Source organism: Brevundimonas sp. EU05-FHT14B11 (genome assembly GCF_058790835.1).
In genome coordinates, this window is sequence record NZ_JBYTCY010000001.1 from 171,614 (window position 1) to 196,920 (window position 25,307).

The 25,307-nt window shown below is 69.1% G+C and carries 25 protein-coding genes; 9 read left to right on the forward strand and 16 right to left on the reverse strand.

Annotated features, from left to right (window positions below):
* Position 1: 1 nt before the first annotated feature.
* The gene (locus AC3WRV_RS00910; protein WP_291836891.1) at positions 2–475 is read left to right on the forward strand and encodes an RNA pyrophosphohydrolase; all 474 of its coding nucleotides are present in this window, start codon (positions 2–4) and stop codon (positions 473–475) included.
* Here the strand turns inward: AC3WRV_RS00910 and AC3WRV_RS00915 are convergent.
* From AC3WRV_RS00915 to AC3WRV_RS00945, 7 genes are all read right to left on the reverse strand, one after another.
* Positions 472–717, reverse strand: a complete 246-nt coding sequence (locus tag AC3WRV_RS00915; protein WP_492311811.1) for a DUF1272 domain-containing protein — start codon at positions 715–717, stop codon at positions 472–474. The two genes, AC3WRV_RS00910 and AC3WRV_RS00915, sit on opposite strands and share 4 nt — an antisense overlap.
* Positions 718–766: 49 nt before the next feature.
* Positions 767–1,096: a DMT family transporter gene (locus AC3WRV_RS00920; RefSeq protein WP_291836895.1), complete on the reverse strand. Its 330-nt coding sequence runs from the start codon at positions 1,094–1,096 to the stop codon at positions 767–769.
* Between the two features lie 199 nt (positions 1,097–1,295).
* A complete protein-coding gene (locus AC3WRV_RS00925; protein WP_291836897.1) occupies positions 1,296–1,565 on the reverse strand; it encodes an ATP synthase F1 subunit epsilon in 270 nt (89 codons plus the stop codon).
* 2 nt (positions 1,566–1,567) lie between these two features.
* On the reverse strand, positions 1,568–3,121 hold the full coding sequence (gene atpD, locus AC3WRV_RS00930; protein ID WP_291836898.1) for a F0F1 ATP synthase subunit beta: 1,554 nt from the start codon (positions 3,119–3,121) through the stop codon (positions 1,568–1,570).
* Positions 3,122–3,164: 43 nt separating this feature from the next.
* Positions 3,165–4,043: a F0F1 ATP synthase subunit gamma gene (locus tag AC3WRV_RS00935; protein ID WP_492311812.1), complete on the reverse strand. Its 879-nt coding sequence runs from the start codon at positions 4,041–4,043 to the stop codon at positions 3,165–3,167.
* 32 nt (positions 4,044–4,075) lie between these two features.
* On the reverse strand, positions 4,076–5,608 hold the full coding sequence (gene atpA / locus AC3WRV_RS00940) for a F0F1 ATP synthase subunit alpha (RefSeq protein ID WP_291836902.1): 1,533 nt from the start codon (positions 5,606–5,608) through the stop codon (positions 4,076–4,078).
* Between the two features lie 68 nt (positions 5,609–5,676).
* The gene (locus AC3WRV_RS00945) at positions 5,677–6,231 is read right to left on the reverse strand and encodes a F0F1 ATP synthase subunit delta (protein ID WP_492311813.1); all 555 of its coding nucleotides are present in this window, start codon (positions 6,229–6,231) and stop codon (positions 5,677–5,679) included.
* A gap of 258 nt (positions 6,232–6,489) precedes the next feature.
* On the opposite strand from AC3WRV_RS00945, the gene AC3WRV_RS00950 reads away from it, so the two are divergent.
* A complete protein-coding gene (locus AC3WRV_RS00950; RefSeq protein WP_291836906.1) occupies positions 6,490–7,335 on the forward strand; it encodes a TerC family protein in 846 nt (281 codons plus the stop codon).
* Between the two features lie 2 nt (positions 7,336–7,337).
* On the forward strand, positions 7,338–8,144 hold the full coding sequence (locus AC3WRV_RS00955; protein ID WP_492311814.1) for a glutaminyl-peptide cyclotransferase: 807 nt from the start codon (positions 7,338–7,340) through the stop codon (positions 8,142–8,144).
* Between the two features lie 174 nt (positions 8,145–8,318).
* Here AC3WRV_RS00955 and AC3WRV_RS00960 read toward each other — a convergent pair whose 3' ends face one another.
* The gene (locus tag AC3WRV_RS00960; protein WP_492311815.1) at positions 8,319–10,481 is read right to left on the reverse strand and encodes a primosomal protein N'; all 2,163 of its coding nucleotides are present in this window, start codon (positions 10,479–10,481) and stop codon (positions 8,319–8,321) included.
* Positions 10,482–10,511: 30 nt separating this feature from the next.
* Here AC3WRV_RS00960 and fsa point away from each other — a divergent pair, with 30 nt between their 5' ends.
* The 4 genes from fsa (at position 10,512) to AC3WRV_RS00980 (ending at position 13,939) form a co-directional block, all read left to right on the forward strand.
* Positions 10,512–11,165 (forward strand): fructose-6-phosphate aldolase, encoded by a 654-nt coding sequence (gene fsa / locus AC3WRV_RS00965; protein WP_492311816.1) that lies wholly within the window; start codon positions 10,512–10,514, stop codon positions 11,163–11,165.
* Between the two features lie 56 nt (positions 11,166–11,221).
* Positions 11,222–11,923: a DUF484 family protein gene (locus AC3WRV_RS00970; RefSeq protein ID WP_492311817.1), complete on the forward strand. Its 702-nt coding sequence runs from the start codon at positions 11,222–11,224 to the stop codon at positions 11,921–11,923.
* Positions 11,905–12,834, forward strand: coding sequence for a tyrosine recombinase XerC (locus AC3WRV_RS00975; protein ID WP_492311818.1), 930 nt, complete (start codon positions 11,905–11,907; stop codon positions 12,832–12,834). The genes AC3WRV_RS00970 and AC3WRV_RS00975 overlap by 19 nt, the downstream gene beginning before the upstream one ends.
* A gap of 232 nt (positions 12,835–13,066) precedes the next feature.
* Complete coding sequence (locus AC3WRV_RS00980) at positions 13,067–13,939, forward strand: retropepsin-like aspartic protease (protein ID WP_291835340.1); 873 nt, start codon at positions 13,067–13,069, stop codon at positions 13,937–13,939.
* A gap of 58 nt (positions 13,940–13,997) precedes the next feature.
* Here the strand turns inward: AC3WRV_RS00980 and lpdA are convergent, their stop codons facing one another.
* The 4 genes from lpdA to AC3WRV_RS01000 all read right to left on the reverse strand — a co-directional run bounded on the left by lpdA (position 13,998) and on the right by AC3WRV_RS01000 (position 20,364).
* Positions 13,998–15,407, reverse strand: a complete 1,410-nt coding sequence (gene lpdA / locus AC3WRV_RS00985; RefSeq protein ID WP_492311819.1) for a dihydrolipoyl dehydrogenase — start codon at positions 15,405–15,407, stop codon at positions 13,998–14,000.
* Positions 15,408–15,512: 105 nt separating this feature from the next.
* Positions 15,513–15,992 carry a hypothetical protein gene (locus AC3WRV_RS00990; protein WP_492311820.1) on the reverse strand — a complete coding sequence of 160 codons (480 nt, stop codon included), beginning with the start codon at positions 15,990–15,992 and terminating at the stop codon, positions 15,513–15,515.
* 63 nt (positions 15,993–16,055) lie between these two features.
* Positions 16,056–17,906, reverse strand: a complete 1,851-nt coding sequence (locus AC3WRV_RS00995; RefSeq protein WP_492311821.1) for an ATP-binding protein — start codon at positions 17,904–17,906, stop codon at positions 16,056–16,058.
* Between the two features lie 208 nt (positions 17,907–18,114).
* Positions 18,115–20,364, reverse strand: coding sequence for a TonB-dependent receptor plug domain-containing protein (locus tag AC3WRV_RS01000; RefSeq protein ID WP_492311822.1), 2,250 nt, complete (start codon positions 20,362–20,364; stop codon positions 18,115–18,117).
* Between the two features lie 252 nt (positions 20,365–20,616).
* Between AC3WRV_RS01000 and AC3WRV_RS01005 the strand changes: the two genes are divergently transcribed.
* On the forward strand, positions 20,617–21,714 hold the full coding sequence (locus AC3WRV_RS01005; RefSeq protein WP_492311823.1) for a phytase: 1,098 nt from the start codon (positions 20,617–20,619) through the stop codon (positions 21,712–21,714).
* On the opposite strand, the gene AC3WRV_RS01010 is transcribed toward AC3WRV_RS01005, so the two are convergent.
* Both AC3WRV_RS01010 and AC3WRV_RS01015 read right to left on the reverse strand, forming a co-directional pair.
* The gene (locus AC3WRV_RS01010) at positions 21,711–22,388 is read right to left on the reverse strand and encodes a TMEM175 family protein (RefSeq protein WP_492311824.1); all 678 of its coding nucleotides are present in this window, start codon (positions 22,386–22,388) and stop codon (positions 21,711–21,713) included. The genes AC3WRV_RS01005 and AC3WRV_RS01010 overlap by 4 nt on opposite strands.
* A 1-nt stretch (position 22,389) precedes the next feature.
* Positions 22,390–23,088: a MarC family protein gene (locus tag AC3WRV_RS01015; RefSeq protein WP_291835315.1), complete on the reverse strand. Its 699-nt coding sequence runs from the start codon at positions 23,086–23,088 to the stop codon at positions 22,390–22,392.
* A gap of 97 nt (positions 23,089–23,185) precedes the next feature.
* Here AC3WRV_RS01015 and pyrF point away from each other — a divergent pair, with 97 nt between their 5' ends.
* The gene (pyrF, locus tag AC3WRV_RS01020; RefSeq protein ID WP_492312706.1) at positions 23,186–23,902 is read left to right on the forward strand and encodes an orotidine-5'-phosphate decarboxylase; all 717 of its coding nucleotides are present in this window, start codon (positions 23,186–23,188) and stop codon (positions 23,900–23,902) included.
* 3 nt (positions 23,903–23,905) lie between these two features.
* On the opposite strand, the gene AC3WRV_RS01025 is transcribed toward pyrF, so the two are convergent.
* A complete protein-coding gene (locus AC3WRV_RS01025; protein WP_492311825.1) occupies positions 23,906–24,736 on the reverse strand; it encodes a hypothetical protein in 831 nt (276 codons plus the stop codon).
* Positions 24,737–24,863: 127 nt separating this feature from the next.
* Positions 24,864–25,298, reverse strand: coding sequence for a hypothetical protein (locus tag AC3WRV_RS01030; protein ID WP_492311826.1), 435 nt, complete (start codon positions 25,296–25,298; stop codon positions 24,864–24,866).
* Positions 25,299–25,307 lie beyond the last annotated feature (9 nt).

Sequence of the window (25,307 nt, forward strand, 5' to 3'; positions counted from 1 at the left end):
CATGACCGACCTGTCCCTCTACCGCCCCAACGTCGGCGTCGTGCTGTTCCATCCGGACGGACGCGTCTGGTACGGGCGGCGGGCCGGGACGCCGGAACCCCATAACTGGCAGTTCCCGCAGGGCGGCGTGGATGACGGCGAGGACTATGAGACCGCCGCCCGCCGCGAACTGGCCGAGGAGACCGGCGTGGTCTCGGCGGAACTGATCGGCGAGATCAGTCAATGGGTCGCCTATGATTTTCCCGAAGGCTACGGCGGCTCGAAGCAGGCCCGCGGCTGGAAGGGCCAGAAGCAGAAATGGTTCGCCTTCCGCTTCACCGGCGCGGAGTCCGAGATCGACCTGGAGCAACACGACGAGATCGAGTTCGACGCCTGGCGCTGGGGCCGTCTGGACGAGGCGCCCGACCTGATCGTGCCGTTCAAGCGGGCGGCCTATGAGCAGGTGGTGTCGACCTTCGCGGCCTTGCTGATCTAGGCCGCCGCACAGCCCTCGGGCTTGAGCACCCGCGCGGTGGAGGCCGGATATTTCGCCAGCAGATGCGCGGGCCGGATCGGTCGGGCCGCGAACCCGCCGCCGCAGTTCGGGCACACGCCCTTCAGCCGCGTCTCCACGCAGTCGGCGCAGAAGGTGCACTCAAAGGTGCAGATTCGGGCGTCAGCGCTATCGAACGGCAGATCGCGGTCGCAGCATTCGCAGTTGGGACGGAGTTCGAGCATCGGGGCCTCCCTGTGGAGACCCTGACACCCGCTCCGTCCCACCGCAACGTCAGTGCGCGCCGCCGCCCGGCGCCAGGCGGAACAGCACCAGGCCCGAGAGCACCAGCACCGCCGCCAGGATGCGCAGCGGGTTGATCTGCTCGCCCAGCAGGACCACGCCGACGACGAAGGCCCCGACCGCGCCGATGCCGGTCCACATCACGTAGGCCGTACCCATGGGCAGGGTCTTCATGGAGATGGACAGCAGGGCGAAGCTGACGGTCATGAAGCCGAGCGTGGCGACACTGGGCCACAGGCGGGTGAAGCCGTGCGATTGCTTCATGAAATAGGCCCACACGATCTCGAGCAGGCCGGCGATGAGAAGATAGATCCAGGCCATGGGTTGCGGCCCTCCTCGCAAAGGGCCGGGCCGTCCCGGACTTGACCCGGCGCCGGAGCGCGGGGGCGAGGACGTGGCCTCGTCTTGCTGGGGCTATCTAGGGCGCCGGGCGCGGGGGTCAAGAGCCGGGGCGAACAAGAAAAATCCGGCGGACGCGCTGGGCGTCCGCCGGATATTCAGATCAGATTTGCGGGGCCGATCAGGCCGCGGCCACTTCCGAGGCTTTTTCGGCCAAGATGGTCAGGCCGGCCGGGGTCACGTCGGCGAAACCGCCGTGCACCTCGAACTGACGGCGCGAACCGCCGTCGATGACCGTGACCACGCCTTCGCGCAGGGCGGTCATGAAGGGCGCGTGGTCAGCCAGGACGCCGAAGTCGCCCTCGACGCCCGGCGCGTCGACCTGGTCCACGAGGCCCGCGAAGACCTCGCGTTCAGGCGAGACGAGGGAGAAGCTCAGCTTGCCGGCCATGATCAGGCTTCCGCGGCCAGCTTCTGGGCCTTCTCGACGGCTTCCTCGATGGCGCCGACCATGTAGAAGGCCGCTTCCGGCAGGTGGTCGTATTCACCGGCCACGATGCCCTTGAACGAGCGGATCGTGTCTTCCAGCGAGACGAACTTGCCGGGCGAGTTGGTGAACTGCTCGGCCACGAAGAACGGCTGCGACAGGAAGCGCGAGATCTTGCGGGCGCGCGAGACGACCAGCTTGTCCTCTTCCGACAGCTCGTCCATGCCCAGGATGGCGATGATGTCCTTCAGCGCCTTGTAGGACTGCAGGACTTCCTGGACCGAACGGGCGACGCGGTAGTGCTCCTCGCCGATGACCAGCGGGTCCATGATCCGCGAGGTCGAGTCCAGCGGGTCCACGGCCGGGAAGATGGCCTGGGCGGCGATGTCGCGGCTCAGAACGGTCTTGGCGTCCAAGTGGGCGAACGAGGCGGCGGGCGCCGGGTCGGTCAGGTCGTCGGCGGGAACGTAGATGGCCTGGATCGAGGTGATCGAGCCCTTCTTCGTCGAGGTGATGCGCTCCTGCAGGTTGCCCATCTCGGTGGCCAGCGTCGGCTGATAGCCCACGGCCGACGGGATGCGGCCCAGCAGAGCCGACATTTCCGAACCGGCCTGCGTGAAGCGGAAGATGTTGTCGACGAACAGCAGCACGTCCTTGCCTTCCTCGTCGCGGAAGTACTCGGCCTGGGCCAGGCCGGTCAGGGCGACGCGGGCGCGGGCGCCGGGGGGCTCGTTCATCTGACCGTAGACCAGGGCGCATTTGGAGCCCTCGGTCGAACCGCCGTTCTTGGCCGGGTCCACGTTCACGTTGGACTCGATCATCTCGTGGTACAGGTCGTTGCCTTCACGGGTGCGCTCACCCACGCCGGCCAGAACCGAGTAACCGCCGTACGCCTTGGCGATGTTGTTGATCAGCTCCTGCATGGTGACGGTCTTGCCGACGCCGGCGCCGCCGAACAGGCCGGTCTTGCCGCCCTTGGTGTAGGGGCACATCAGGTCGATGACCTTGATGCCCGTGACCAGGATTTCCGACGAGGTCGACTGCTCCTCGAACGACGGCGCCTCGCGGTGGATCGGGCGGTACATGGTGGTCTTGATCGGGCCCTGTTCGTCGATCGGCGCGCCGACGACGTTCATGATGCGGCCGAGCGTGCCCGGGCCGACCGGCGCCAGGATGGAGGTGCCCGTGTCGGTCACCGGCTGGCCGCGCGTCAGGCCTTCCGAGGTGTCCATGGCGATCGTGCGGACCACGTTCTCGCCGAGGTGCTGGGCGACTTCCAGAACCAGGGTGAAGGGCTCGCCCGTCTTCTGGTCGATGTTCTGGGTCGTCAGGGCGTTCAGGATGGCCGGCAGGTGGCCGTCGAACTCAACGTCGACGACGGCGCCGATGACCTGAGAGATGCGGCCGGTGGCGACAGCAGCCGTGGCCTGGGCGGCGGCGGGCGTCTTCGCGGCGGCCGGAGCCTTCGGGGCGGCGGGCTTCTTGGCGGCGGGTTTCTTCGGGGCGGCGGTGTCGGTCATCGGTTCGTTCCGTTCGGAAAGTCTTGTCTGTGCGGGAGTCGGATCAGAGCGCTTCAGCGCCGGCGATGATCTCGATCAGTTCGGTGGTGATCTGGGCCTGGCGCTTGCGGTTGTACTGCAGGGTCAGGGCATTGATGAGGTCGCCCGCGTTGCGGGTGGCGTTGTCCATGGCGCCCATCTGGGCGCCGAAGAAGCTGGCCTGGTTCTCGTACAGCGCGGCCAGCACCTGGGTCGTGATGTTGCGCGGCAGGACGACGTCGAGGATTTCCTCTTCCGAGGGCTCGTAGTCGTAGACGGCGCCGTTCAGGTTGATCGGCTCGGCGTCGCCGTCGACGACCGCCGGGATCAGCTGCTTAGGCGTCGGCACCTGCGAGATGACCGATTGGAAGCGGCTGTAGAACAGGGTCACGACGTCGGCGTTGCCGGCTTCGAATTCCTCCGCGATCAGAGCGGCGATCGGCTCGGCGGCGGGAAGGCCGACGATCTTGTGGTCCGACATCTCGAAGGTGCGGATCAGCTTGTCGCCGTACAGGCGCGACAGGCCGTCGCGAACCTTGCGGCCCACGGCGACGATGCGGACGTCCTTGCCGGCGGCGATCAAGCCGTTGATGCGTTCCTTGGCGGCGCGGATGACGTTGGTGTTGAAACCACCCGCCAGACCCTTGTCGCCGGTGGCGACCACGACCAGGTGCTTTTGGTCCTTGCCCGTGCCGGCCAGCAGCTTGGGCGCACCGTCGCCGGACACGCCGGCCGCCAGATTGGCGATCACGGCGGCCATCTTCTTGGCGTACGGACGGGCGCTTTCAGCCTGGTCCTGGGCGCGCTTCAGCTTGGCCGCGGCGACCATGTTCAGGGCTTTCGTGATCTTCTGCGTGGACTTCACGCTGTCGATCCGATTGCGCATTTCCTTGAGGCTGGCCATCCGGCGCTACTTTCTCGCTATCCGGTCCGGTCTCAGGCGAAGGTCTTGGTGAAGGCTTCCAGCACCGACTTCAGCTCGGCTTCGAGCTCGGCGGTGAGGTCCTTCTTGGTGCGGATGCCTTCCAGCAGACCCGGGTTCGACGACTTCACGCGGGCCAGCAGCTCCGACTCAAAGCGGCCGATGTCGCCGACGGCGACCGTATCCAGGTAACCGCGGGTGCCGGCGTAGACCGACACGACCTGCTCTTCCATGGTCAGCGGGCTGTATTGCGGCTGCTTCAGCAGCTCGGTCAGACGCGCGCCGCGGGCCAGCAGCTTCTGGGTCGAGGCGTCCAGGTCCGAGCCGAACTTCGCGAAGGCGGCCATTTCACGGTACTGGGCCAGCTCGCCCTTGATGGTGCCGGCGACCTTCTTCATCGCCTTGGTCTGGGCCGAGGAGCCCACGCGCGACACCGAGATGCCGACGTTCACGGCCGGGCGGATGCCCTGGTAGAACAGGTCGGATTCCAGGAAGATCTGGCCGTCGGTGATCGAAATCACGTTGGTCGGGATGTAGGCCGAAACGTCGTTGGCCTGGGTCTCGATCAGCGGCAGGGCGGTCAGCGAGCCCGAGCCGTTGTCAGCGTTCAGCTTGGCCGAACGCTCCAGCAGGCGGCTGTGCAGGTAGAAGACGTCGCCCGGGTAGGCTTCGCGGCCCGGCGGACGGCGCAGCAGCAGCGACATCTGGCGATAGGCGACGGCCTGCTTGGAAAGGTCGTCATAGACGATCAGGCCGTGCATGCCGTTGTCGCGGAAATACTCGCCCATGGCGGTGCCGGCGAACGGGGCCAGGAACTGCAGCGGGGCCGGTTCCGACGCCGTGGCGGCCACGACGATGGTGTATTCCAGCGCGCCGGCTTCTTCGAGCGTCTTCACGATCTGGGCGACGGTCGAGCGCTTCTGACCGATGGCCACATAGATGCAGTACAGCTTGGCGGACTCGTCGTCCGAAGCGTTGACCGACTTCTGGTTCAGGATGGTGTCGATGGCGACGGCGGTCTTGCCGACCTGACGGTCGCCGATGATCAGTTCGCGCTGGCCGCGGCCGACGGGGATCAGGGTGTCGATGGCCTTCAGGCCGGTCTGCATCGGCTCGTGCACCGACTTGCGCGGGATGATGCCCGGGGCCTTCACGTCCACGCGGCGGCGCTCGGTGAACTGGATCGGGCCCTTGCCGTCGATCGGCTCGCCCAGCGGGTTAACGACGCGGCCCAGCAGGCCCTTGCCGACCGGAACGTCCACGATCTCGCCCAGGCGGCGGACTTCGTCGCCTTCCGCAATGGCGGTGTCGGCGCCGAAGATAACCGCGCCGACGTTGTCGCGCTCCAGGTTCAGGGCCATGCCCTTCACGCCGGCCTTCGGGAACTCGATCATTTCGCCGGCCTGGACGTTGTCCAGACCGTGGATGCGGGCGATGCCGTCGCCGACCGACAGCACCTGGCCGACGTCCGAAACGTCCGCTTCCACGCCGAAGTTGGCGATCTGCGACTTGAGGATGGCCGAAATCTCGGCGGCGCGGATGTCCATTTGGATCTCTCTGTCTTCGTCTCAGGGCGGGCCGTCAGGCGCGCTGCATTCTTGTTGTCGGTGCGCGCTTACGCGCGCTTGAGGGCAAACTTCATCTGGTCGAGCTTGGTCTTCAGCGAGGCGTCGAACAGCTTCGAGCCGACCTTGACCTTCAGGCCGCCCAGGATCGCCGGGTCGACGCGGGCCGTCAGTTCCGGATCCTTGCCCAGCGAGGTGCGGAGCGTGGTCTGGATGGTCTTGAGCTGGGCGGCGGTCAGCGTCTGGGCGGACACGACCTCGGCGGCGACGACGCCTGTCTTCTTCGCGTACAGCGCCTCAAAGCCCGCGATCACGCCCGTCAGGTCGCGGGCGCGGCCGTTCTGGGCCAGCAGGCCGAGGAAATTCTTGGTCACGGCGTTGAACTTCGCCTTGTCGGCGATGGCGGTCAGGCCCTTGCCCTGGTCTTCGGCGGCGATCACCGGCGAAGTGGCCAGGCGGCGCAGGTCCGCGCTCTCCGCCCAGGCGGCGCGCAGGGACTTCAGATCCGCTCGCACGGCGTCCAGGACGCCCGTCTCGTCTGCCAGGTCGAACAGCGCCTGTGCATAGCGCTCGCCGACTTCCGTCGTTCTGAAATCGTCAGCCACTTATAAAGTCCGCGCGGGTTAGCGTTCGGGTTGGTCGACCGGCCGCGTGTCCGCGTCGATCAAAGGCATGAAATGCTTGAAGAAAGCACACCGGGGACGCGCCTTGCGACGCATCCTCCGGTTCAGCCGGGCGCCTGATAGCACCCCTGCCGTTCCGCCGCAACCGAGACAGGCCGCCACATCCCGCCGCATTGCCGCACCCGCAACTGCACCGCTACAGATGAGTTTCAGCGTTACGCTCCAGGAAAATCCCCACCGATGTTCGACTTCTCCGTCTTCTTCACCGATCCGACCGTCTGGGCGGCGCTCATCACCCTGGTGGTGATGGAGGTGGTGCTCGGCATCGACAATCTGATCTTCATCTCGATCCTGTCGAACAAACTGCCGCCCGAGCATCGCCAGCGCACCCGCCGCATCGGCATCGGCCTGGCCCTGGTCATGCGACTGGGCCTGCTGGCCACCATCGGCTGGATCGTCGGCCTGACCGCGCCGGTCTTCGACCTCGGCATCCATGGCGCGCTCAACAGCCACGGCGAGCCCGCGTTCGACACCGCCTTCAGCTGGCGCGACCTGATCCTGATCGCGGGCGGCCTGTTCCTGATCTGGAAAGCCACCAAGGAAATCCACCACGCCACCGACACCACCCCGTCCCATGACCTTCTGGAGAAGGACAAGAAGGACGTGGTCATCAACAATGTCGGCGCGGCCATCTTCCAGATCATCCTGCTGGACCTGGTCTTCTCGATCGATTCGATCCTGACCGCCGTCGGCATGACCGACCATGTCGTGGTCATGATGATCGCCGTCGTCGTCGCCGTCCTGACCATGCTGCTGGCCGCCGACCCGCTGGCCGAGTTCATCGACAAGAACCCGACCGTGGTCATGCTGGCGCTGGGCTTCCTGCTGATGATCGGCGCCGTGCTGATCGCCGACGGCTTCGGCGTTCACGTGCCCAAGGGTTACATCTACGCCGCCATGGCCTTCTCGGCCCTGGTCGAGGGCCTGAACATGCTCAGCCGGGCCTCCGCCAAAAAGAAGGAGGCGGCCCTCGCGGCCCGACAGGCCCAGTTGAACAAGGCCGAGACGGCCGAGCCCGGAGTCTGAGCATGCGGCGGCTGATCCTTTTCGCCGCCGCCCTGCTCGCTTCGGCGCCCGCGGCGGCGTTGGCCCAACAGGCCGCGCCCGCCGTCCGGGCCGCCCCCGCGCCCACCGCGACGCCCCACTACGGCTTCGAGGTGGTGCGCACCTATCCCCATGACCCCCATGCCTTCACCCAGGGCCTGATCTGGCGGGACGGCGCCCTGTACGAAAGCACCGGCCGCTCCCCCTCGACCATCCGCAAGGTGCGGCTGGAGGACGGGGCCGTGCTGCAGCGGCGCGTCCTCGACCCGGCCATCTTCGGCGAGGGGCTGACGGAGCTGAACGGACGGCTGCTGACCCTGACCTGGACCGACGGCAAGGGCTTCATCTGGGACCCCGCCGACCTGAGCCCCCGCGGCGAGTTCGCCTATGACGGCGAAGGCTGGGGCCTGACCACCGACGGCGAGCGCCTGATCCTGTCCGACGGCGCGCCGCGCCTGCGCTTCCTCGACGGCCGCACCCTGGTCCAGACCGGCCAGGTCGAGGTCACGCTGGACGGCCATCGGCTCGGCAAGCTGAACGAGCTGGAATGGGTCGAGGGCGAGGTCTTCGCCAACATCTGGCAGACCGACTTCATCGTCCGCATCGACCCGGCGACGGGCGTGGTGAAGGGCGTCATCGACCTGACCGGCCTGCTGCCCGACCGCACGGGCATGGATCCTCGCGACGACGTGCTGAACGGCATCGCCTGGGATCCTGTCGGCCGCCGCCTGTTCGTCACAGGCAAGAACTGGCCCAGCCTGTTCGAGATCAAGCTCACCGGACCGCGCTGACCTCGCTTCTCCCTCCCCTTTTGGGGAGGGTGGCTGTCGCGCAGCGACAGACGGGTGGGGAACCGCCGCACGGACGAGCAACGTCAGACATACCCCACCCTGTCGTCGCTTCGCGCCGACATCCCTCCCCACAAGGGGGAGGGAGAACGCGCTCAAACAGCGAGCGATAGCGCCCTACAGGAAACTATACGGGTCCACGTCAACATTGAGCCTGACGGACGCCGGCACCTTCACCCGGCTGAGCCACACCCGCAGGAAGCCCTGCAGGTCGACATCGCGGTCGGCGCGGACCAGCAGCCGCTTGCGTCGGCGGCCGCGCACCAGCGCCAGCGGCGCGTCGGCCGGGCCATAGACCTCCAGCCGCTCGGCGTTGGGAATGTTCTCGGCCAGGTCCCGGGCCACCTTTTCGACCGCCTGGGGATTTTCGCCCGACAGGATGATCGCCGCCAGCCGGCCGTAGGGCGGCAGGGACGCCGCCTCGCGCTCGGCCATCTCGGCGTCGACGAAGCCGTCGCGATCGCCCGCCGCCAGCGCCTGCAGCACTGGATGCTCCGGCGTCCAGGTCTGCAGCAGGGCCCTGCCCGGCTTGTCCGCCCGCCCCGCCCGGCCCGTGGCCTGCGTCAGCAGCTGGAAGGTCCGCTCGGCCGCCCGCAGATCACCGCCGCGCAGGCCCAGGTCGGCGTCCACCACCCCGACCAGGGTCAGGTGGGGGAAGTTGTGCCCCTTCGCCGCCGCCTGGGTGGCCACAAGGATGTCGATCTCGCCCTCGGCCATCGACTGGATCAGGGCGCGGGCCGATTTGCCGTCGGGCACGGTGTCGGAACTGAACACTGCCGTGCGCGCCTGCGGGAACAAGTTGCGCACCTCCTCCTCGACCCGTTCGACGCCTGGTCCGACCGACACCAGCGAGTCCTCGGCGCCGCAGGACGGACAGAACTTGGGCCGCAGCATGGAAAAGCCGGTCAGGTGGCAGACCAGCCGTCCGGTGTAGCGGTGCTCGACCAGCCAGCTGTCGGTGTCGGGCGCGGTCAGGCGGTGACCGCAGACGCGGCACAGGACCACCGGGGCGTAGCCGCGCCGGTTGAGGAACAGCAGGGTCTGCTCCCCCCGGGCCAGGGTCTCGCCTATAGCCTCTCGCAGCGGTTGGGACAGCCAGGTCTGGGGGTCAGGCGGCGCGGCGCGCAGGTCCAGCAGGGCGATGTCCGGCAGCACCGCCGCCCCGTGCCGCGCGGCCAGCTTCAGCCAGCGATAGCGGCCCTGGTGGGCGTTCCACAGGGTCTCCAGCGACGGCGTGGCCGAGGCCAGCACCACCGTCGCCCCCTCGATCCGCGCCCGGGCCACGGCGAGGTCGCGGCCGTGATAGACCAGCCCATCCTCCTGCTTGAACGAGCCGTCGTGTTCTTCATCGACCACGATCAGGCGCAGGTTGGCGTAGGGCAGGAACAGGGCCGAGCGCGCGCCGACCACGATGTTGCAACGACCGGCCTGCACCGCCTCCCAGACCTGACGGCGGCGGGGCGGGGCGACGCCGGAATGCCATTCGGCGGGCGCGGCGCCGAAGCGGGTCGCGATGCGCTCGATCAAGGCCTGGGTCAGGGCGATCTCGGGCAGCAGGATCAGGACCTGCGCCGCCGGATCGGCCTTCAGGGCGCGGGCGGCGGCCTCCAGATAGGCCTCGGTCTTGCCCGAGCCGGTGACCCCGTCCAGCAGGAAGGGGACGAAGCCGCCGGCCGTCACGGCGTCGGCCACGGCCTCGGCGGCGGCGGCCTGATCCGGATTTAGCGTCGCCGGCGCATGGTCCGGATCGGGCGGGTCGAAGGCGGCGATCGCCTCGATCTCGATCGTCTCCAGCACGCCCTCGTCCAGCAGGCCCTTCACGACGCCGGACGAGACGCCCGCCGCCCGCGCCAGATCAGGGCCGGGCATGGACTTTCGGCCCAGCGCCTCCAGCACCGCCGTGCGCGCCGGCGTGGGGCGGACAGGCGACCGGTCGCCGACCCGGCGCACCCGGCGCTCGGGCCGGGGCCGCGGCGCGCGCAGGCCCTTCAGGGCCGCCGAGGCCATCTCGCCGGGCGCGCTCAGAGTCCAGCGCGCCGCCCATTCGACGAAGTTCACGGTGCGTTCGGGCAGGCGCGGCTCGTCCAGAACATGATCGATGGCCTTGAGCCGACGATTGGTCCCCGTGGTCTCTCGCGCTTCCGACACGACGCCCCGGATCAGGCGCGGCCCCAGCGGCACGGCCACCTGATCACCCCGCACCACCTCGACGCCGTCGGGGATCTCGTAGTCGAAGGCCTCGGGCACCGGCAGCGGAATCAGGACGGATGCGACTTTCACCGCGCTCCCCTCTCCGCTAAAAGCCCGCCCATGAAACTCTTCCTCGACACCGCCGACGTCGCCGTCATCAAGGACCTGCTGCCCACCGGAATGGTGGACGGCGTGACCACCAATCCCACGCTGATTGCAAAGTCCGGGCGCAACATCGCCGAGGTCATCGCTGAAATCTGCGCCCTGGTCGAGGGGCCGATCTCCGCCGAGGCCGTGGCGACCGATTTCGAGACCATGGTCAAGGAAGGCGACAAGCTGGCCGCCATCGCCCCGAACGTGGTGGTGAAGCTGCCGCTGACGTGGGACGGGCTGCGCGCCGCTCGGGTCTTCTCGGACAAGGGCGTCAAGACCAACGTCACCCTGTGCTTCTCCGCCGCCCAGGCCATGCTGGCCGCCAAGGCCGGTGCGACTTTCATCTCGCCCTTCGTCGGCCGTCTGGAAGACCACGGCGCCGACGGCATCGCGCTGCTGGAAGAGATCCGCACCCTGTACGACATCCACGGCTTCGAAACCGAAATCCTGGCCGCATCGCTGCGCAATCCGAACCACGTCTCGGCCGCCGCGCTCGCCGGCGCCGACGCCGCGACCCTGCCGGCGGACACTTTCAAGGCGCTGGTCAAACACCCGTTAACCGACAAGGGGCTTGATGCCTTCCTGGCGGACTGGGGCAAGACCGGCCAGTCGATCCTGTAGGGATCGACAACTCCCAGAACGCTCCATTCTCTAAGTACCGCCTCGAGGAGAGGTTTGTGAGCGTTTCACCCGACCTCTCTGCGAAGCCTGAAGAGCCGCACTGGCCGGACATCCGCGCCTGGCTGCAGGCCCATCCCCAGACCCTGCTGGACGACCGGTCCCTGCTGGAGGAGATCGGCCTGAAGCCGCATGGGCGCAATGTGGTCGAGTTCGGCCGCGCCGCCCTGACGAAGCTGGAAGAGGCAGCCGAGCGCGAGGCGGACGCCCGCAAGCGCATCGAGGCTGTGGCCCGCGCCAATTTCGCCGCCCAGACCCAGACCCATGTCGCGGCGCTGGACCTGATGGAGGCGCGCAATCCCTCCGATCTCGCCCGCCGCCTCGACGCGGTGGCGCAAGGGCGTTTCGGCCTTGCCGGCGCGGCCATCGCCATGGAGAAGCCCGGCGGCGTGCCGTTCGGCTGGAAGGCGCTGGAGGTCGGCGGCGTCGACGCCCTGCTCGGCGACCACGGCCTGACCTGGCTGGGCCCGAATTTCGACGGCCTGGGCCTGTTCAGCGCGGCCGAGGACGAGGTCCGGTCGGTCGCCCTGATCCGCATGGCCCCGCAATTCCCGGGGTCCGAGACGCCGGGCCGTCACGCCCTGTGCGCCTTCGGCTCGCCGGAAGAGGACGGCTTCACCCCCAATATGGGCTGCGAACTGGTGGCCTTTATCGCCCGGGTGGTCGAACGCACGGCCGAACGATGGCCCATTCTCAGCTGACCGCCTCCGAAGCCCTGTCCGCCTGGCTGGAGCATCTGGCCCATGAGCGGCGGCTGTCGCCCCGGACGCTGGAAGCCTACGGCCATATCGGGCGGCTCTATCTGGCCTTCCTGGAACGCCATCGGGGCGAGCCGCAGGGATTGGCGGACCTGGGGGCGATCACGGCGGCGGAAGTTCGCGCCCATCTGGCCGAGCGCCGATCCGGCGATCATCCCCTGAACGCCCGGTCGATCAGCCAGACCCTGTCGGCCATCCGCGCCTTCCACAGCTTCCTCGACCGGCGGCTGGATACGCCCGCGCCGCAGCTGGCCCTGGTGCGCGGCCCCCGCCTGAAGCCCACCTTGCCCCGGCCTGTCACCGAGGATCAGGCGCGCGGCCTGCTGGAGGAGACGCAGGCCGATCCGGACGCCGAGCCGTGGGAGGCCGCCCGGGACCGGGCCGTGCTGACCCTGCTGTACGGTTGCGGGCTGCGGATTTCGGAGGGCCTGTCCCTGATCCGGGCCGACGTCCCCCTGCCCGAGACCCTCAGGATCACGGGCAAGGGCGACAAGACCCGGATGGCTCCGGTGCTGCCCGCCGTGCGCGCGGCGGTCGACGCCTATCTGGCCCTCCTGCCCTGGCCGCTGGAGCCGTCGGACGCCCTGTTCCGCGCCCGTCGCGGCGGGCCTTTGGGACCGCGTCAGGTTCAGGCGGCGATGCAGCGTCTACGCGGCCGCTTGGGCCTGCCCGCCGGCGTCACGCCCCATGCGCTGCGTCACAGCTTCGCGACCCATCTGCTGGGCGCCGGAGCCGACCTGCGTTCGATCCAGCAACTGCTGGGCCACGCCAGTCTGTCGACGACCCAGAAATACACCGCCGTCGACGCCGCCCGCCTGCTCGACGCCTATGCGGCGGCCCACCCCAGGGCTTGAGAGAACACGGACTCGCCACGGCGCGCGAACGGTGCCTAGAGTGCGGGAAAAATAAAAAAGATAAGGGGAAACGCCGCTGACCTCATATCCCACGCCGATTCTCCCGCGCCGCGATCTGCTGATCGCTCTGGGCGCGGCGGGCGTCGCCGGGGCGACGGCCGCCCCCGCCGCCTTCGCCCGAACCCAGGACCGGCCTCAGCAACCGCCCGCCGACGCTCCGTCGCCCATCTCGGTGCAGGCCAATCTGTTCACGCGGATCGCCGCCGAGGTGACGATCAACGGTCAGGGCCCCTTGAGCTTCGTGATCGACACCGGCGCCGGATCGACCGCGGTCGCCGACACCGTCGCCGCGCGGCTGGCGCTGCCGGCCCGCGAGCCGCTGATGGTGCACGGCATCACCGCGGCGGCCCGGACCGACAGCGTTCAGGTGGATCGCCTCACGCTGAGCGGGCTCGGCTTCCGAAATCTGCGATGCCCCGTCATTCCGCGCGAACAGCTGGGCGCCGACGGCCTGCTGGGCCTGGATGTGCTGGGCCGGTTCCGGCTCGCCTTCAACATCGAGCACCAGTCCGTCTTTATGAGCGCGCGCGGCATACGCGTGTTGATGGGCGGCGAGCAGATGTCGACCGGCTCCCGCATCCGGCAGGCCGGGATTCACTCGGTGCGCGGCCGGTTCGGTCAGTTGATCCTGACCGAGACCTTGGTCGAAGGCCTGCCGACCGCCGCCTTCGTCGACAGCGGCGCGCAATATTCGATCGGCAATAATGCGCTACGCCGGGCGGTCGCCGCGCGTCGTCCCGACGGCGCCGCCCTGTCCCGTCCCGTGCCCCTCTACGGCGTGACGGGCCAGACCTTGTCCGCCGACCTCGCCAGGGTGGATCAGATCCGACTGGGCCGCTCGCGCCTCGGCACGACGCCGCTGCTGTTCGCCGACCTGCACTGTTTCGAGACGCTGCAGCTGGCGGACCGCCCGGCCCTGCTGATCGGCGCCGACCTGCTGGGCCGGTTCCGCCAGGTCACCCTGGACTTCACCGCGAACACCGTGAACTTCGAGGGCCTGCGTCGTCGGACGACACGCACCATCGAGGACGAGTTGCTGCTCTAGGGCGAAATCGGTCGACGGCCCCCAGGTCGGCTCGCGCCGGCCCCGGGGCGCTGGAGCGTCAGGCCTGCATGGTCCAGTTGTCGACGCCCATGGCGGCCTGTTTGACCGCTTCCGACCGGGTCGGGTGGGCGTGGCAGGTGCGGGCGATGTCTTCCGAGGCGGCGCCGAAGGCCATGGCGATGCAAGCCTCGCCGATTAGCTCTCCCGCCTGCGGGCCGAAGATGTGCACGCCGAGCACCTTGTCGGTCTTCGCATCGGCCAGCACCTTCACGAAGCCCTCGGTCTCGTGGTTGATCTTGGCGCGGCTGTTGGCGGTGAAGGGGAATTTGCCCTTCTTGAACTCGACGCCCGCGGCCTTGAGCTGCTCCTCGGTCTTTCCGACCCAGGCCACTTCGGGGCTGGTGTAGATGACGCTGGGGACCAGGTCGTAGTCGACGTGCCCCGCCTTGCCGGCGATGTATTCGATCACGGCGACGGCTTCTTCTTCCGCCTTGTGCGCCAGCATCGGGCCGTGGGTCACGTCGCCGATGACCCAGATCCCGTCCTTGCCGGCCTTCAGGTGGTCGTTGTTGAGGAAACCGCGCTTGTCGGTCTCGATGCCGACCGTCTCCAGGCCCAGACCGGCGGTGTAGGGACGACGACCGATGGCGACCAGAACCACGTCGCCCGTCAGGGTCTCGGCGGTTCCGCCGGCGGCGGGCTCCAGCGTCAGGACGACGCCGTCCTTGGCGGTCTTCGCCGAGGTGACCTTGGTCCCCATCTTGAAGGTCATGCCCTGTTTGGTCAGGCCGCGCTGGAAGGCGGTGGCGACCTCGGCGTCCATGCCGGCGCCGACCTTGTCGAGGAACTCGACCACGGTGACCTCGGCGCCCAGACGGCGCCAGACCGAACCGAGCTCAAGGCCGATGACGCCGGCGCCGACCACGATCAGGTGTTTCGGAACGGCCGGCAACGACAGGGCGCCGGTGGAATCGATGACCTTGCCCTCGACGAAGTCCACGCCCGGCAGCGGCGTGGGCTCGGAGCCCGTGGCGACGACGATGTCCTTGGCGGTCAGGGTCGTGACGGTCCCGTCGGCGGCGGTCACCTCGACCGTGCCCGGACCGGTGATCTTGCCCTTGCCCTTGATCCAGTCGGCCTTGTTCTTCTTGAACAGGAATTCGATGCCCTTGGTCAGGGCGCCGACGCTGTCGGCCTTCTGCTTCATCATCTGCGGCAGGTTGACCTTGGGCGTTCCGACATCGATGCCGAGCGTGGAGAACTCCTTGCCCGCGACCTCGAACAGCTCGGAAGCGTGCAGCAGCGCCTTGGACGGCATGCAGCCGACGTTCAGGCAGGTGCCGCCCAGCGTCTCGCGCATCTCGATGCAGGCGACCTTCAGACCCAGCTGGCCGGCGCGGATGGCGGCGTTGTAGCCGCCGGGACCGCCCCCGATGATGACGACGTCATAGGATGCGGCTTCGGCCATGGGGTCTCTCTGATGCTTGTCTGGGCGCGGGAAGGCGCGCGGAACCTAGCGCCGCCCCCGCGAGGGTCAACCGCCGCGTCAGTATATGGGGGCGATACCCTGGCGCTAGAAGGCCAGCTGACCCGCGACGCGGCGCTTGCGCTGGCGGCGGGCGAGGACGACCACCAGCACGCCCAGCAGGAACAGGCCGCCCAGCACCAGCCAGACCGGATCGACCGGCAGGCCGCTGTCCGCCGCCATGGCCGTCGGCCCCGCCGAGCGCGCACTGGCGTCCGGACCGCCGCTGTCCATGGCCAGCCGCAGCACGGCGTCGGCGATGAAGCCCAGGAAGTAGGCCACCGAGGCCTTGGTGTTGCCGGACCCCAGCATCAGGGCGGCGATGAGATACAGAACGATGGCCCCGGCCCACAACGCCCAGCCGGGAATGAAGCCGAACAGGTCGCCGCCGGTCAGGGCGTCGGCCTCGGCGCGCATCGCGCCCATGTCCGGGGTCGCGCCGCCGATGATCGGCGACAGAAGAGGCCACGCCAGCCAACCCGCATAGGCGAGGATGACCACCGCGATGAGGATGCGCGCAAACTTCATGACCGGGCTCCGTCTTCGTCGTTAACCACCCTACACCCAGGACGGAGAACGTCGATAGCGGGGTCAGGCGCGCTGAAGTTCCGCCTCCTCCAAGGGCTGCGGCAGGGTGATGGACACCTCGGCCCCGCCCCCGGGCGCTTCGTCGATCGACAGCACCCCGCCCGACTGGCGCGCGAAGGCATAGGCCTGGGACAGGCCCAGACCGGCCGCGCCGTCACGGGTGGTGAAGAAGGGCTCGACCGCGCGGGCGGCCATTTCACGATCCATTCCGGGGCCGGTGTCGCGCACGCTAAGCCGCAGGCCGCCCTCCATCAGGGCTTCCAGCCGCACGGCGACGGAGCCCTTGGAGCCCACCGCCTCGACGGCGTTCTGGGTCAGGGCGCGAACCGCGCCCTCGAAGGCGACGGGGTCCAGCCGGGCCGGGGCAACGTCTGACGGCCCCTCGATCATCAGGTCGATCTCCGGACCGGCCATGGCGCGCAGCCGGGCTTCCATGCCGCGCAGCAGGACGCCGGCGTCCAGCGTCTGGAACACGGGGGCGTCGTCGCCCTGCGAGAAGGCGGTCAGGCGCCGCGTCAGCTGTTCGCCGCGCTGGCCGGCGGCCAGGGCGGCCTGGCCCAGACGGCGCACGCGCGCAGGGTCGTCGGCCTGGCGCAGCATCATGTCCAGCGCGCCGGTCATGACGCCCAGCAGGGCGTTGAAGTCATGGGCCAGACCACCGGTCAGACGGCCGACGCTTTCCATACGGCGTCCGCCCTGCAGTTCGAGCTCGGCCTCTTCTCGCGCCTGATGAGCGGCGGCGCGGGCTGCATCGGCCTCCTGACGCGCGGCGGCGGCGGCGGCGAGAGCCTCCTCGGCCTGACGGCGGGCGGTCTCGGCCTCCTCGCGCAGGGCCCGGGTCTCCTCGGAGATTTCCGGCGCCTCGGGCTCGGGTTCGGGGGCGAAGGCGATGGTCTCGACCGGAGCCTCCTCGACGACCTCGACCGGCGTCTCTTCCACCACGGGATCGGCGCGTTCGCCGGCCAGCAGCAGGGCGTCGACCCGGCCCTCGGCGTCGGTCAGGGGCAGCATGGACCAGCGGATGCCTTCCGGCGCGCCGGTGCGCGAGACGAAGGCCTCAGCCTCGCCCGCCGGGGCGGATAGGGCCGCGCGCAGGGCCTGACGGCCCTCGACGCGCTCATCCTCGGCCAGGAAGGCGTCGGCGAAATCGCCCTCGACGGCGTCGCGGCCCAGCACCAGCAGGGCCGTGCGGTTTGCCTCGCGCACCAGGCCGTTGGCGGCGACCACCACCAGGGCGCTGGAGGCGGCGTCGAACACCCGGCGGGTCAGGTCGTCGCCGACGACCTGCACGGGCTCCGGCGCGATGACCTCGGGCGTCTGCAGGCCCTCGGTCTCGACAATGGCGGCGGTCGAGCCGGTGATCTGACCCAGCTCATTCTCGATCGGCATGGCCGTGACCGAGACCAGCATCTTCTTGCGGGTGGCGGGGTTGGAGATCAGGTGGTGGAAGCCCTTGACGGTCTGGCCGCGCAGGGCGCGGGCGCTGGGCAGCAGGTCCGGCGGCACCGGACGTCCGTCCGGGAAGGTGATGCCCCAGGTTGCGGAGTGGAAGCGCAGGCCGATCAGCTCGGCGTCGCGGCGACCCAGCAGCTGATGGGCGGCGCGGTTGGCGAAGACGAACTTGCCCTGTTTGTCGGTCTCGACCAGGGCCACTGGGATGGCGTTCAGGGTCTCGAACAGTCGCTTCTGGGAATCCTCGGCCACGCGCTGGACCAGATCCAGCTGGCCCGAGGCGTCGACGTGGCGTGACCGGTTGGTCAGCGCGAACCATAGCGCGATCAGCCCGACGAGCCAGCCGACGACGGCGACGGCGCCCAGCACCCACATCCAGTTGATCTGGCCTTCGAGAAACATTCGACCTGACTGTCCCGTTCTGGCGCGGCGCGCGCCCGTTCGGGAGATGCCTTGCAAACGGCGAACCGCAACGACCGCCTTTCGCCCCCAAGGCGACCTAGCCCTTGATTCCGAAACGGTCCAGCTCGACCGTTAACCATTGGGCGCTGGAATCGAAAAGGGCCGGGCGTCGCCGCCCGGCCCCTTCTGTCTCGTCTCTGGACAGGCGTCAGAAGGCGACGCGCATGACCAGCTGGTAGACCGGGCCGGCGCTTTCGCTCTCCAGCTCGTACTCGTCGTAGCTGCGGCTGATCTGGTCCGCCCGGTCGCCGAACTTGTCGAACACCTCGTCCTTGGAGCTGTCCAGCAGGTTCGAACCGGTCAGGCGGACGACGGTGTTGGCGAACACGCGCTTCTCGAGGAAGACCTCCAGGTCGGCGCCGTAGGACGTCTTGACCTCTTCGGCGTAGACCCGGCCGAAAGCGTCGCCCTGCTTGCGGTAGGTGGCGCCGAAGGCCGCGCCCCAGGTCGGGATGTCGTGGGTGAAGCCGACGTTCACCACATAGTCCGACTGGTCGTTGAAGCGGCGCTCGCCGAGGCCGTCCTCGACCTTGCTGTCCAGCCACGAGGCGTTCAGGAACACCCCGGTGTTCTCCATGCCGATGAAGTCCAGCGGCGTGGAGAGGTCGAACTCGACGCCATAGACCTGACCGTCGCCGACGTTGTCGATGGACTCGATGAACGCTTCGATGACGGTGGGCGTGGCGGGGTTGTCGCCGCTGCCCGCTTCACCCGTATTGACGTCCTCGATCAGGTCCGTGATGTCCCGGTAGAAGACGTTGATCCCGACGACGCCGCGACGGCCCAGACGACGCTCGAAGCCCGCATCGATACCCCAGGCCAGTTCGGGCTTGAGGTAGGGATTGCCGCGGAAATCGTTGTCGCCGCGCTCTTCCTCGAGCGTGACGGGGGCCAGATCGTCGAAATCGGGACGGCGGACGGTGCGCGCCACCGACAGGGTCAGGCGGTCGGTGTCCGACAGGCGGTAGCGCAGGCTGGCCGAGGGCAGCAGCTCGGCATAGTCGTTGTCGATGCCGGCGATGGTGGTGTCGGTCGTCTCGTAACGCAGACCCGCCTCCCACTTCAGCGCGCCGCTCTCACCCGAGAACATGACGTACGGGTCGATCCGGGTCTCTTCGATGGCATAGGCGCCGTCGGTGAAGACGAACGGCGGCTGGACCGGGCGCGGCGCCGGGGCGTTCGGGATGGTGAAGCGGACGCGGGTCGCCGTGCGGGTGTTCGAATCGCGATCCTTCTGGACGCCCTGGAGGCCGAACTCCAGCTCGACGCCGTTGCCGAGCTCGCGGGTGTGTTCGATCGCCGCCGAAACTTCTTCGTCCTGGAGGTCGCGGTATTCCAGATCGGCCGTGAAGCGATCCTCTTCAGGGAACGGGTTGGCGTCGCGCAGGTATTCGGACTCGTTCTCGAATTCCATCTGCTCGTCGTTGAAGCTGGCGTAGCCCAGCTTGAAGCGGGTCTCGCCGCCGAACATCTCGCGCTCGTAGCGGGCGCGCAGGCTCAGGTTGTCGGTCTGGATGTCGACGTCGTTATCGTTGACCGTCAGCAGGTTGGCGTTGTTCTCGAGGCCGAACTGGTACTCGAGCGAGTCCTCGTCCTGCAGGCGCTCGGTGCGGACGAAGACGCCCGACAGGTCCAGCGTGCCGCCGCCGACCTCGACCTCATAGGCCGCGTTGAAGGAGTAGTCGGTGCCGCTGCGGACGTCGGTCTGGACCTCGGTGTTCAGCAGCGTGCCGCCCGGCTGGTTGAAGCGTTGGCTGTACTTGTTCTTCGGGTTGCGGCGGTCCTGGAGGCTGCCGCCGACCAGCAGGCGGCCCGGTCCGACCTGACCGCCCCAGACGGCGCCGAAGGTGCCGCCGATCTCATCGTCCGGGAACATGATGGCGCCGGCGCGGATGTAGCCGCCGTCCAGGGCGAGAGCGTCACGCAGCACGATGTTGATGGCGCCCGAGACGGCGTCGCCGGAACGGTTCGCCGACGACGAACGCACGACCTCGACCCGCTCGATCAGTTCGGCGGGGATGCGGTCGACGAAGAAGGACCGGTCGACGCCGGCGCCGGGCACCTGCTCGCCGTTGATTAGGATCTGGGTGTAGCCGGGATCCAGGCCGCGCAGGCGCACGCCGTCGGCCTCCAGGATGTCCGACAGGAAGGTCACCGAGGGCACGCGCTTCAGGGCGTCGCCGACGGTCAGCGGCTCGAAGCGCTGGAAATACTCGAGGTCGTAGGACAGGGTCGGAACCACGTCGTCGGTGCGGTTGCGCATGACCGGCTCGCCGGTGACGATGACCTCGTCGAGGGCGGTCGTCGGACCGTTCTGGGCGTCTTGCGCCAGAACCGGGCTGGCCAGGGAGAAGGCGAGCGGCGCGACGGCGGCGCCGAGCAGAAGTCCGATTTTCATTTGAAGCATCCCGATGCGTCCGGTCGACCCCCCGGCCGCCAGCTCTGGACGCGCCAGCTAGGCCGCACCGGCGACGCGGGCGCGACGGTTTCGCGAACGAGGCTTGGCGATTTGCCGACGCCGTCGTGACGATTCGTCCCGAGGCTGATCGTTCGTCACGAAGGTGACGCGGGACCGTCATCGTGCGTTGCTTGACCGTCCACCACGGCGCGTGGTCTGGCGCGCCCGTCTAGCCTTGGAGGGGCGTATCCAATGACTGTCCGGACCCTGATCGTCGCCGTCGCCGCCGCAGCCCTGCTGGCCGCCTGCGCGACTCGTGAAGTCGACTATCAGGGCGAGGGCGAGGGCGTCGTCGGCCAGGGCGCGCCGGTTCACGCCGTGCTGGAAACCCCGCCGGTGGGCCTGCCCGGTCAGGACGCCGCCGATGATCCCGCGGTCTGGGCCTCGGCCACGCCGGTCCATATCAAGGGCGCCGTCGTGAACGGTTTCGTCGCCGGCACCGACAAGAAGGCCGGCCTGTATATCTACGGCCTGGACGGCGCGATCCTGCAGTTCCTGCCGGAAGGCCTGCTGAACAATGTCGACGTGGCCGAGGGCCTGAGCGTCGGCGGCCGTCCGCAGGTGGTGTTCGGCGCCAGCGACCGCACCCCGGGCAAGGCCGGCATCGCCCTGTATCTGTTCGACCCGGCGGCGACCGGCGACAACGGCGTCCGTCACTGGGGCAATGTCGCCACCGACGTGGTCGAACCCTACGGCTTCTGCTTCGCCCGCCGCGGCGCCGAACTGCACGCCATCCTGGTCGGTCACGAGGGCGAGCTGCGCCAGTTCGTGCTGACCGTCGCGGCCGATGGTCAGCCGGCCGCCCGCCTGGTCCGCCGCGCCGAGATCGGCAGCATCTCGGAAGGTTGCGCCGCCGACGAGGCCACCGGCGCCCTGTACATCGCGGAAGAGAACGTCGGGGTCTGGCGCTACGGCCTAGACCCGGCCTCGGGCGCGACCCGGACCCTGGTGCAGGCGATCGCTCCGGGCGTGCTGGTCGCCGATGCGGAAGGCCTGACGATCATCGCCGACGGCGCGGCCCGCTACCTGATCGGCTCCAGCCAGGGCGACTCGACCTTCCCGGTCTGGCGCATCGACGGCGCCGCGCCCGAGTACAAGGGGCGTTTCGTGGTCGCGAACGGCGCGATCGACGGCGTGACCGGCACCGACGGCCTGGACGCCCTTGGCGGCCGGGTCGGCGACCGCTTCCCCGAGGGCGTGGTCGTGGTGCAGGACGACGTGAACGACGTCGGCAACCAGAACTTCAAATACATCGACTGGCGCGACATCCGCGCCGCCCTGGGTCTTTAGGTCCGGCGGTTCCGCCGGGTCACGACAAGCACGCCGACAGGGATGAGGTTGTAGGCCACGCCCGGCAGCCAGGGCGCGACCTTCAGAAGGGGCGTCGCCGCGATCAGGGCCGAGATCAGTCCGGTCGCGGCCGAAATGGTCCAGGTCCTCGCCCACTGCACGCCCTTGCGGTGCGTGGCGGCGTCCCCGCTGCGCAGGGCTCTCGCGGCGTGGGCGAACAGGCCGGCGTTCAGCCCAGACAGCACGGCGAAGGCCACGCCGTAGATCACATAGGTCCAGCGCAGGTCGGCCAGGCCCGACATCAGCCGCCCGCCCGGCAGCACGCCGCCCGAAACATAGTGCGTCGCCGTCTCGGCCAGCAGGCGCAGCGGGAAGACGAAGACCAGCACCGCGAACACCACCGCGAGGCTGAGGAGGGTGGTCCAGCCTGTGCGCACCGGCGTCAGGGTCGACCACGTCCGGTGCGCCGTCCAGAACAGGGCGATCAGGGCGAAGCCGAAGATGAAGGCTGGAATGCGGGCCAGCGCCGTGGCCAGGTCGGTGAAGGACCGCAGCGGCTCGGTCCCGCCGATGATCAGCAGGGAGACGGCGAAGGCGAAGGCCGCATCGACGAAGGCGTCCAGCCTTTGCGACTCCGGCCCCTGGAACACCCGGACCCCCGACGATCCGTCCATCTCAGTGCCCGCCGGAGGGATAGGGGATGGTCACGCCGGTGCTGATGATGCCCGGCAACGCCTCGCCCAGCCCCATCAGGATGAACTGGATCGCCAGGGCGCACAGGATCAGGCCCAGCACCCGCACCACGATGGCCAGGCCCACCTCGCCGAGGATCCGGCTGATCGGGCCGGTCAGGGCGAAGCAGATGAACGAGACCACGCAGGCGCCGGTGATCGCGGCCAGTGAGGCGGCCGTGCCGGCCGGGCCGATCTTCGTGGCTTCGCCCGCCTGGATGATGATGGCCGAGATCGCGCCGGGCCCGATCATCAGCGGAATCGCGAAGGGCACGACCAGCCGCTGGAAGCGCCGCTTGGCGTAACCGCGCACGTCCTTCAGATCATTGGCCGCGTCCTTGTCGGCGAAGGTGGCGAGGAAGTCCTCGCGCGCCATGTCGAGGCCCAGCAGCAGCAACAGGATGCCGCCCGCGATGCGGAAGGCCGCCAGCGAGATGCCGAAGAACTGCAGCAGGCCCAGGCCGGTGAAGAAGAAGAACCCCAGGAAGAGCGCGGCGAACACGCAGATCAGGAACGAGACCGACACTCGCTGGCGCAGCGTCGCGCCCGCTGTCGCCGCCGCGAAGATCGGCAGGTTTCCCACCGGATCCAGCAGCGCGAACAGCGTCACGAACAGGTTGACCCCCAGTTCGACCGCGTCCATGACCTGACCTCGCCCCCAATTCACCCAACCGCCATAAGGGCCGACGCACGTCCGCGCGTCCACCCCCGGCGGCAAAGGAGATCGACCCATGACGCCTGTGCTCAGCGACCCGCGCCTGATCGTCGGCCTGGACCTGCCCTCGCTGGACGCCGCCCGCGCCATGGTCGAGCGGCTGGGCGCGACGATCACCGCCTACAAGATCGGCCTGACCCTGCTGGCCCGCCCGGGCGGCGTGGCCTTCGCCCATGAGCTGAGGACCGCCGGAAAGATGGTCTTCCAGGATTGGAAACTGCACGACATCGGCGCCCAGGTGGAGGGCGCGGCCCGCGCCGTGGCCGAGGGCGGCTGCGACCTGCTGACCGTCCATGCCGAGCCGCAGGTCATGAAGGGCGCGGTCAAGGGCCGCAACGCCGCCGGATCAGGGACCAGGCTGCTGGCCGTCACGGTCATGACCAGCCTGTCGGACGCCGACCTGGCCGAGATCGGCTACGGCTTCGACGCGGCCGCCCTGGTCGAGCGGCGGGTGCGTCAGGCGCTGGACTGCGGCGTCGACGGCGTCGTCTCCAGCCCGCTGGAAGCCGCCCGGGTGCGCGAGATCGCCGTCGCCGCCGGTCGTCCCGACTTCCTGATCGTCACGCCGGGCGTCCGTCCCGAGGGCGCTGACAGGGGCGATCAGCAGCGCGTGGCCACGCCGCGCGCGGCGCTGGAGGCCGGAGCGACCCATCTGGTGGTGGCCCGCCCGGTGGTGGGGGCTGACAATCCGCTGCTGGCGGCCTCGTCCATCGCCGAATCGATCAACGGCGTCGCCCTTTAGAGATCAGCCCCGCTCGCCGGGTTCCTGGCGGTATTCCTGCCGCGGCGTCTGGCGTCGCGGCGGCTGGGGCCGGTGAGCGCGGGGCGGCGGCGGGGCGACCCGGTGCGGCGGCTCGTAGCGCGGCGGCTCCGGCAGATAGACGGGCGGATAGGGCGCCGGCCCCCGGTCGCAGTCGCAGCCGCGCCGATCCTCGTAGCGGCGGCCGTCGTCGCGGATGTAGCCCTCTTCGTAGGCCTCGTAGTCGCTGTAGCTTTCACGGACCTCGTAGCGGCTCTCGGAATAGCCGTCGTACCGGTCGTGACGCTCGCTGTAGCCGTAGCGGCCGCCCCGGTCGTAGCGGTCGTCATAGCGGTAGCCGCAACGCGAGGGGCGCATGTCGTCACGACCGAAGCCGGTGACCACATAGCCGAACGGCGCCGAGGGGCAGGCCCGGCCTTCCAGCACGCGCTCGTCATAAACCGCCGGACCGCCGGAGTAGTAGCCGCCCGCGTCGCCGCCGTAACCGCCGCCGACATAGACCGTGCCGCCGCCGTAGCCGCCGCGGGGGCCGCCGCGGGGGCCGCCCATGTCATAGGTCCGGGCGTTCAGATAGCCGCGGGCGCCGGCCGAAGCGTAGGCCTCGGCCCGCGCCGAGGCGTTGACGTTCACATTGATGTTGGAGTTCCAGCCGCCGCCGTGCGGGGGCGACGGCGGACGCGGCCCCCCGCCGCCGCCATGGCAGCAGGGCGCGGGCGGGCGGGGCTGGTGGCCGCCCCCCCGCGGATCGCCGGCGAAGGCGGGCGAGGCGGCGAGGATAAGTAGGGCGGCGCCGGCCGCGGCGGTGAGCATTCGCATGTCACGGACTCCGTTTCAGGAGCCGTTATGACGCGCCCGGGCCAGCCGCCGCGCGGCCTTGCACCGACAGGGGGAGTGCTGGACCGCGCTTTCCCCTCAGAGGACGGAAATTAACCCTGCTCAGGGGTCAGCGGTCGTAGAAATACACGTCGGGGCCCCGATCGCGCGATCGGCCGTAGTGATCGACGTAGCCCTGTCGCCCGGGCCGGGCGCGGTCGTCGTTGTAGCCCCACTCATCGCGGTAGCCCTGGTGCGGACGGCGGTCGTACCCGCGCCCTTCATAGCCGTACCAGCGGTAGCGGCTCGCGCCATAGCCGTGACCGTATCCGGGCGCGCGGCCGGGCACATAGACGTAGGGGCGCTCATGAGACCCGTCCGCCCAGCGACCGGTTTCGGCGTAGGACCGGGTTTCGACCTCGGACAGGGGCGTTCCGCCGACCGGACGGCCCCAGCTGTCGAGATAGACGGGCTGGCCCCAGGACGGCGCATGGGTCTGGGCCGTCGCGGCGCCCGCGCAGAGGAGGAAAGCGAGGCCCGCTGAGGCGGCGAGAAGGCGGATCATCGGCGCGTC

What these genes read in the sequence shown, in the direction of transcription:
- AC3WRV_RS01000 (WP_492311822.1), bottom strand. Translation starts at nt 20,364, where the DNA reads ATGAAAATCGGACTTCTGCTCGGCGCCGCCGTCGCGCCGCTCGCCTTC.
- AC3WRV_RS00990 (WP_492311820.1), bottom strand. Translation starts at nt 15,992, where the DNA reads ATGAAGTTTGCGCGCATCCTCATCGCGGTGGTCATCCTCGCCTATGCG.
- atpD (WP_291836898.1), bottom strand. Translation starts at nt 3,121, where the DNA reads ATGACCGACACCGCCGCCCCGAAGAAACCCGCCGCCAAGAAGCCCGCC.
- AC3WRV_RS00950 (WP_291836906.1), top strand. Translation starts at nt 6,490, where the DNA reads ATGTTCGACTTCTCCGTCTTCTTCACCGATCCGACCGTCTGGGCGGCG.
- AC3WRV_RS01025 (WP_492311825.1), bottom strand. Translation starts at nt 24,736, where the DNA reads ATGCGAATGCTCACCGCCGCGGCCGGCGCCGCCCTACTTATCCTCGCC.
- fsa (WP_492311816.1), top strand. Translation starts at nt 10,512, where the DNA reads ATGAAACTCTTCCTCGACACCGCCGACGTCGCCGTCATCAAGGACCTG.
- lpdA (WP_492311819.1), bottom strand. Translation starts at nt 15,407, where the DNA reads ATGGCCGAAGCCGCATCCTATGACGTCGTCATCATCGGGGGCGGTCCC.
- AC3WRV_RS00955 (WP_492311814.1), top strand. Translation starts at nt 7,338, where the DNA reads ATGCGGCGGCTGATCCTTTTCGCCGCCGCCCTGCTCGCTTCGGCGCCC.
- AC3WRV_RS00915 (WP_492311811.1), bottom strand. Translation starts at nt 717, where the DNA reads ATGCTCGAACTCCGTCCCAACTGCGAATGCTGCGACCGCGATCTGCCG.
- atpA (WP_291836902.1), bottom strand. Translation starts at nt 5,608, where the DNA reads ATGGACATCCGCGCCGCCGAGATTTCGGCCATCCTCAAGTCGCAGATC.
- AC3WRV_RS00925 (WP_291836897.1), bottom strand. Translation starts at nt 1,565, where the DNA reads ATGGCCGGCAAGCTGAGCTTCTCCCTCGTCTCGCCTGAACGCGAGGTC.
- AC3WRV_RS00910 (WP_291836891.1), top strand. Translation starts at nt 2, where the DNA reads ATGACCGACCTGTCCCTCTACCGCCCCAACGTCGGCGTCGTGCTGTTC.
- AC3WRV_RS00995 (WP_492311821.1), bottom strand. Translation starts at nt 17,906, where the DNA reads ATGTTTCTCGAAGGCCAGATCAACTGGATGTGGGTGCTGGGCGCCGTC.
- AC3WRV_RS01010 (WP_492311824.1), bottom strand. Translation starts at nt 22,388, where the DNA reads ATGGACGGATCGTCGGGGGTCCGGGTGTTCCAGGGGCCGGAGTCGCAA.
- AC3WRV_RS00920 (WP_291836895.1), bottom strand. Translation starts at nt 1,096, where the DNA reads ATGGCCTGGATCTATCTTCTCATCGCCGGCCTGCTCGAGATCGTGTGG.
- AC3WRV_RS01015 (WP_291835315.1), bottom strand. Translation starts at nt 23,088, where the DNA reads ATGGACGCGGTCGAACTGGGGGTCAACCTGTTCGTGACGCTGTTCGCG.
- AC3WRV_RS01005 (WP_492311823.1), top strand. Translation starts at nt 20,617, where the DNA reads ATGACTGTCCGGACCCTGATCGTCGCCGTCGCCGCCGCAGCCCTGCTG.
- AC3WRV_RS01030 (WP_492311826.1), bottom strand. Translation starts at nt 25,298, where the DNA reads ATGATCCGCCTTCTCGCCGCCTCAGCGGGCCTCGCTTTCCTCCTCTGC.
- AC3WRV_RS00935 (WP_492311812.1), bottom strand. Translation starts at nt 4,043, where the DNA reads ATGGCCAGCCTCAAGGAAATGCGCAATCGGATCGACAGCGTGAAGTCC.
- AC3WRV_RS00975 (WP_492311818.1), top strand. Translation starts at nt 11,905, where the DNA reads ATGGCCCATTCTCAGCTGACCGCCTCCGAAGCCCTGTCCGCCTGGCTG.